Genomic DNA, 6,946 nt, shown 5'->3' with positions numbered 1-6,946 from the left:
TAGTTGTTAGTTGTTAGTTGTTAGTTGTATCGCTCCTCCGGAGCTTATGAAAATGATGCTGTAATGTGCTACAAAGGTTACACTCCAAAGGAGTGCTTGTTATGTTTTACCTTGACTGTGGATTTTATTTAAAATCTTGATTTTGAGCTTTACATTTAAAGATGGTAAATATTGAATTCTGAAAAGATGAATTTGACGCCTTTAACCTTAATTTAAAAACAAATATTATTATAAAAAGACTGTAACCTTAGCCCGGATAGAAGCGGTTACCCCGGAACATGCGTTGGAGAGTAGGAGACATTTAGAGATGGAGAAGCGTTGGCGTGAGGAGTAATAGCGGAGAGCCGGAAATAGCTCATAGAAATTAATTATAATTTCTTAGGTTTTATTTTCAGCTTTGAACAATAATGAGTAAAAAATACGAAATTATATTTCATCATATGTTGAAAAATTACTACTTTATTAAAGCGGAATCCGAAAAGCTTTATTAGAGTAGGAACCATTCAAAAATAAAATATGAAAAATCTAACCAAAATTTCAAGAGAAAATCTAAAATCACTCAACGGAGGTGGAGGACCTACGTGCCCGGATGATCCTGCATTCGGAATGTGTTATCCTCCAGGTTGGCCAAATGGAATTTGTATGACCAGATATCAATGTTGTCTTAAACTTGGTATTGATGAAAAAACTTGTAAAGAATTTCATACCTAATAGGTCAATTAAAAACTCTTTCACAACTTAATAAATGACTTTATTTTATTAAGATATTCATTAATATACGTAAGGTTATTCATTATAGTTGTTGTAAAATTAAGTATCATCTACAAGCTGTAGATGATACTTTTTAATTAAATAATATGTTTCAGGATCAAAATAGCTTAATATAAACCTGTATTTAATCAGATTTAAAATTTATTCAAAAAAACCGCCATCAACTTTAAAAGTGAATGACGGTCAACTATTTTTTAACTTCTTTAAAACGATTCTATTTTCTTAATTTAAAAGATTAAACCTCAGTTTGATTCCAAAGTTGTCTTTGAATTGCGAGGTTTGATAATGTCCTAATCTATAAGAGAATCCTACGCCAAAGTTTCTGCCTAAAAATCTATTCCAGATTATTCCAACTTCCTGATAATAGTGATCCAATACCTGAAAATCGAACTGATGATCACTTCTGTTTTTGAAATCTCCAATGGCTGATTGGTATTCCAGCTCAATGTTTGAGTATCTTGAACCAATAGTTTTAAATCTAAACGGTAAATATTGTGAAAATTTAAATGCGATAAACTTATCTGCGAAGAAAGTTCCGGATGGCATTGTTGCAAATGCCAAGTTATTTGGAGTATTGATATTAGAATACCAATGATCAGGATTTCTGTCGTTCTGACCTGCAATTTCAAAGTTTTTCCAGATTGGAGCTGTTCCTGATGAAATTCCTCCAAAAAGTTTAAGATTAGTAATCCCCAATTTTGATCTGAACTGGTGAATGATCAAAGCATCAGCTCTATAATAATCCAAATCTCCGCCCAATTCGTTAATTCCTTTTTCAAAATTCATATAAACTTGCGGAAAGCCTTTTTCGTAGGTATATTTTCCACTTGGCGTCATAATGTTTTTATCATTTGGTGAAAATTTCAGAGATAAAGTTGTGCTTACATTATCAAAACGGTTTCCTAAATTTTTGTATTGATAATCAAAAAGCGCTTCCTGCTTCTCTTTATTCACTGCGATTTTCATACTCAAGGAGTTCGAAATGTCATACAAATATGATGCTCCCCATTTTTGGTTTTTATAAAAATTGGCATTGTGCAGATCTAGATTGAGGTCATTCACTTTCATCATCATATCCCACATATTGTTGCTAAATCTTCCAGCTGCAAAGACGTCATCTACATAATCAACGCGGAAAATAGAAGTTCTTTTATCAGACAACTTCATGTCAAGACCAAGACCATATTTCCAGGTGTGGTCTTTAAAACCATAACCGAAATAGCCATCTGGTGAAAATGTCTTGTTGAATTTCTCATTCAGTTTTAATCCTGCTCCCAAACGAATACCTTGGTATTTATCGTAGCTGAAAAGCTTAGTAATATCAAAATCAATCATTTTATAACGCAGGTTTCCTCTCATTAATTGGGTTAAAAAACTCAGTTTCTTTTCAAAATCATGCTTCTGTACAAAACTGTCGATTTGAGTGTAAGTTGCACTTTCTCTTGCGGTCAAACTGTCGGTTCTGTACTGCTCAAGCAGACTTCCGTCAGAGTTTTTCATTTCGAGAGAATAGCCTTTAAATTCTGATGCTTTTTGAGCTTCATTCAGTTGGAAATCAAAGAAACGGTTTTTTACATACAGGTAATTTCCAAAGGTTTTCTGATGGTATTTTCGCTTGTCGCTGATGTATGCGCCTTTCTTTAAACTATCGGTCTTTACACTGTCTCTCTTTGCAATATTGAAGGTTTGGTCACCCATTTTCAGTTTAATATCTTCATGATCTAAAAACCATTTTCCGTCAATTGGCTTCCATACAGAGATAATGTCGCCTTCATTTCTTTTTTTGTTAGCACTTTCAAATTTTTTCAGCGCATAGGTTTCAGAATCAATATAAATTTTACCATTAAATTTTCTCGGATTCTGCTTCTTTTTATCGGTGATTTCCTTGAATTTAATAACGTAGGTTTTTCTTCCGTCCAATTGTAGAGTATCTGACATATAAAAGTTGAAAAGCTTTCTATTCTCAGGTCTTAACTGTCTTGGAGTTCTGTTTAAATTGGAAATATTTATTGCCAAAGCCTCATAAATAGGATTTTTAAAACCCGACATTCTGTTATCGATGATATTGGTCTTTTCTCCAAATTTCTGCGAATATTTGTATTCTGTTGCCTTTTCCCAAAGAAACATTTGGCTTTCCTGTGAAGCGTTGATGAAGTCTTCATTAATTAACGAATCTTTCTTTTCGCTTTCCTTTTGTTTAAATTCTTTTTTATCGACTTTTGAAAGAGAATCTTTTCTAGAAGCCAGGAAATTTTTAAAAGTATCAATTGAATCTTTGTCTACATCGATCGAGAACTTTGAATATGATTTAAAGTTATAGGTATCTAAAGATTTTGGTGAATTTTCTTTTTCCCTTTTATTGACTTCATCTAAAATTCTCAATGCTTTTGGGTCACTTTTATCGGTGATGATAATTTTATCGATGTTACTTTGTTTTTCCGACAAAGGCTGCATGGCAACATCCATCGACTTTTTTACATCAACCAAAGCATCTTCAAAATTGCTGGCAAGTATTTCTACTTTTTTACATTTTGTCTTAAATGATAAACTACCTTCGTAATTGGTTTTTCCCAAAAGATTGTCGTCACAGTAAACGGCTGCATTTTCAATCGGTTTTTTGGTAGTTTTATTGAAAACTTTCAATTGAGTTTGCCCAAAAATAAGTACCGTACAAAGTAAAAGTTGAGTAGATAAAAGTTTTGTCATTGAGTTTTTATTAATGAGACAAAACTATTGATAAGAAAGTTACAAAACCATAAGAGAAAATATAATCTTTTGTTAAAAATAAAATAAGCTGTATTTCAATTGTATATAAAATATTTTTTAGTCTTTCAATTCCCAATTGAATGATAAATAATGTTTTGTTTAAGAGTTTTTAAGGTTTTGTGAAGCATAGATACTACTTCTAATATTTGAAGGAGTTGCATTTTATCATTTAGGTTTGAAATAAAATTGTTTTAGATTGAATAATTATTTATTTTTAACAAAATTATGGTTTGGATTGACGCATTACGTAAAGACAGATGTGAGGTGTTATATTCTCAAAACGAGCAGAAAATAAACAGAAAACACGTAATCGAGAAATGGAAAGAATTGAAATTTATTCAAGTAAGAAAAAATCAATGTTATTATTAATGGGTTCGCTATTATTTGTAGTTGGTGGATTTTATATGCTTATGAATGCTGAAAATTTCACAGGTTACAGAGCAAGAAGTCCTTTTCTTATAAAAACAATTGGAATTGCATCTGTTTTATTTTTCGGATTAGGAATATATGTGTCAATTAAACAACTTATTACAAACCAACTTGTTACAAACCAACTAATTCTAATAATCGACAGAAAAGTAGTAAATGTTAATCCAAAAAAATCACAAACAGAATTCATTGAATGGAAGAACATAAATGGATTTTCAGAACTTAAAATACAGAGTCAAAAGTTTGTAATTATCGATGTGGACAATTCAGATTATTGGATTGAAAAGGGAGAAAGTGGAATACGAAAAAAATTAATGAAATTTAATGTTAATAACTATGGTTCGCCATTTAATTTATCTGCAAATTCAATGCAAATGAATTATGCAGAACTTATGAAAACGTTAAACGAAAATTTGAATAAATATAAATACAACGGCTAACAAAGGTTTTGTAATAGTGGTGCGAAACTGCAATGTTCAACGACAGTTCTTCGATTTAACTTTTGTGCAAAATTGAAGATTTGTGCTTCTATTGCTCCATCATCGCAAAGCTACGGTTCGTTGACAGAAATTTTATGACAAAAATTATTTCAAAAAAAAATCGGAAAACTATTTGGTTGTCAATTGTTTTTTTAGTGCTATTTTCCATAGCATTGGGAAGTTTTATGATTTACATATTTTGCAAAATGTGGTTAAATAACGAAATTGAGAACAAAACTTATTTTATGCCAATTTTTGGAATTCTTATCTATTATATTGGTTATAATTTTGTTAGAAGTTACATTAAAAACTCACCAAAAATAATTTTAGATTTTGATAAAATAATAATCAAAGACAAAACATATTATTGGAAAGATATCCAAAATATAAAAATGACTGGAAAAAAAGGCTTTGGATTATTCAGTTATCAAATGGAAGTAACAACTTTAGAATTTAAAAATAATATCACTGAACATATTTTTGATGATATGTATTCAAATTCTTGGGAAATCAAGTCATTCATAAAGCAAATTGTAGTTGATAAGAAAGATAGTTTTGAAATTAACGACAAAAAAATATTCAAAAAAGAGATTGAGAAAGAAAATTTTGAAGAATTCAAAGGAAGTCCATTTTTCTCATTTCGCGGAATTATGATGTGGAGCTTAATATTATTTTTTTTATTTCTAACATTTTCGCCAATTCGAAAAATACCATTTTTTAATGCATTAAAGTTCTTTATTCCTTTTGGTTTGTTTTGGTTTGCTTTCAATGCATACTGTATGCATTATTTTGAGTTATCTAAAAACTACTTTGTAGTTAGAAATCATTATTTTTGGTGGGTAAAAGATATTTATAAAAACTCTGAGATAGAAATTATAATTTACGAAAGTCAAGCAAAACAACCGAATAATTTGAGAGTTATAACTAAAAATTATAGACACAAAATATATCCAGCAGGAACATTGAATGACCAAAAATGGTTAGAAATGAAAATCCAACTTGAAAGAAAAAATATTAAAGTGCGAAATGAGTGCATTTAAAAAAGTTTTGGTAACAGGCACTCAGCAAGATTGCGAATTTGTGGTAAATTCATATTTACGTTTCGTACGAAATTGTATTTTTCACAAAAAATAATTTCAATGATAAAAACCTCACCCTCCCGCAAGGTTTTCTCATTTTAAAAAAAATATATACTCAGTTCCAGCTAATCAAAAATATTTTTATATTTGTTTTAAGAACAACAAAAAACAAAATGATGATATTTAAAAATAATCCCGCATTTCATGCGCAGGCTTCCGGTACCATCGGACCCCACAAAAAAATACTATTGTAACCAAGAACTTCCTAAACTCAAAAACCGATAAACTAGTACGTTTGATCGCTCAAGAAGTTTGAAGGCCTCTTCAACCGTTTAGAAATAGCATTCAATCATTTGGTTGAACCAATTAACCCTTTCGAAAGGTCTTTCAAGTGTTTCGTTTAGGCAATCAACTGTTTCGAATAAGCAAACAAGTAATTCGAAGAACCGTTCAAGTAGTTCGAAGTGCCCATCAACCAGTTCGAAGAGGCAATCAAGTACAATTTGTTATTTATCAGTGATTTACATCCTTTTCGTGAAAATTGATAAATGAACACAAAAGATAAAATTATATCTCAAACCCTTATTTAAAACACAAAAAAACAAATCCATTATGAAAAAAGAACAGGTAATACGTAGTTTCAGAATTGCAGATTCTGTGCTGAAACAAAAAGCTGATGAATTGATCGCTTTAATCGACAGAGACCTCGCTGAATTTACAGACCGTGGCTACAACCCCACAAAAAAGTCCGAACTGATCACTGTCCGAAACACGGTAGACAGTTTCCCAAGCGATGAACAGCTGGAAGCCATCAAAATAAATCTTACCGAACAAAAAGACGCCGCCAGAAAAGCACTGGAAAAATCCATGCGCAGTATTTTCAATGCTGCAGAAAATGTTTTTGGACAGCACAGTGCCAAATACAAGGAATTCGGCAATGCATTGATCAGTCAACAAAGCGATGCCGAGCTCGTGCGCGTCGCCAAAATAATGAGCCTCACCGCAGAGAAATATCTTACCGAACTTTCAGATGAAGGTCTTACTGCAGACAAAATTAATACGCTGACTACACAACGTGATACTTTGGACATCGCTATCGATTCACAAACTCAAGGTATTTCAGACCGTGATGTTGCCACCGAAGGCAGAGTAGAAGCGCTCAATAAACTCTACCAATTGCTTACAAAATATGCAGGCATCGGTCAGGATATTTTCTACGAAACCAACGAAGCCAAATACAACGACTACATCATCCACGACACCCCAAGTGGACTTCCGGAAGTACCACCGACGGATCCGGTATAAAAAATGTATTGCGTCAGTTCCCTCGTCAGTTCGATTTCTATGACATTTGCAAGTTGTTTTCATACACAGAATTGTTTTTAATTAAAGCATAAACTCTGTGTATGATTTTATTTCTAA

General features: G+C 31.7%; 5 protein-coding genes. 4 read left to right on the top strand and 1 reads right to left on the bottom strand.

The annotated features are described in order from the left end of the window. The first annotated feature begins 516 nt into the window (after positions 1–516). A complete protein-coding gene (locus B5X64_RS22090) occupies positions 517–711 on the top strand; it encodes a bacteriocin-like protein (protein WP_079467282.1) in 195 nt (64 codons plus the stop codon). Between the two features lie 282 nt (positions 712–993). Here B5X64_RS22090 and B5X64_RS22085 read toward each other — a convergent pair whose 3' ends face one another. Then, entirely contained in the window at positions 994–3,477 is a 2,484-nt protein-coding gene (locus B5X64_RS22085) for a DUF5686 family protein (protein WP_079467281.1), read from the bottom strand. A 377-nt stretch (positions 3,478–3,854) separates the two neighbouring features. Here B5X64_RS22085 and B5X64_RS22080 point away from each other — a divergent pair, with 377 nt between their 5' ends. The 3 genes from B5X64_RS22080 to B5X64_RS22070 all read left to right on the top strand — a co-directional run bounded on the left by B5X64_RS22080 (position 3,855) and on the right by B5X64_RS22070 (position 6,829). Further along, on the top strand, positions 3,855–4,406 hold the full coding sequence (locus B5X64_RS22080; RefSeq protein WP_079467280.1) for an STM3941 family protein: 552 nt from the start codon (positions 3,855–3,857) through the stop codon (positions 4,404–4,406). Positions 4,407–4,540: 134 nt separating this feature from the next. Then, positions 4,541–5,485: a hypothetical protein gene (locus B5X64_RS22075; RefSeq protein ID WP_123920910.1), complete on the top strand. Its 945-nt coding sequence runs from the start codon at positions 4,541–4,543 to the stop codon at positions 5,483–5,485. A 651-nt stretch (positions 5,486–6,136) separates the two neighbouring features. Continuing rightward, entirely contained in the window at positions 6,137–6,829 is a 693-nt protein-coding gene (locus B5X64_RS22070) for a hypothetical protein (RefSeq protein WP_079467278.1), read from the top strand. Positions 6,830–6,946 lie beyond the last annotated feature (117 nt).

This window comes from Chryseobacterium balustinum (assembly GCF_900168205.1).
GTDB classification, from domain to species: domain Bacteria; phylum Bacteroidota; class Bacteroidia; order Flavobacteriales; family Weeksellaceae; genus Chryseobacterium; species Chryseobacterium balustinum.
Note: the sequence above shows the minus strand (reverse complement) of the source record. Positions and strands in the feature narration are given on the sequence as shown.

Bases quoted from the DNA above. Each gene is read 5' to 3' on its own strand.
- B5X64_RS22085 (WP_079467281.1), bottom strand. From the start codon at position 3,477: ATGACAAAACTTTTATCTACTCAACTTTTACTTTGTACGGTACTTATT.
- B5X64_RS22070 (WP_079467278.1), top strand. From the start codon at position 6,137: ATGAAAAAAGAACAGGTAATACGTAGTTTCAGAATTGCAGATTCTGTG.
- B5X64_RS22080 (WP_079467280.1), top strand. From the start codon at position 3,855: ATGGAAAGAATTGAAATTTATTCAAGTAAGAAAAAATCAATGTTATTA.
- B5X64_RS22090 (WP_079467282.1), top strand. From the start codon at position 517: ATGAAAAATCTAACCAAAATTTCAAGAGAAAATCTAAAATCACTCAAC.
- B5X64_RS22075 (WP_123920910.1), top strand. From the start codon at position 4,541: ATGACAAAAATTATTTCAAAAAAAAATCGGAAAACTATTTGGTTGTCA.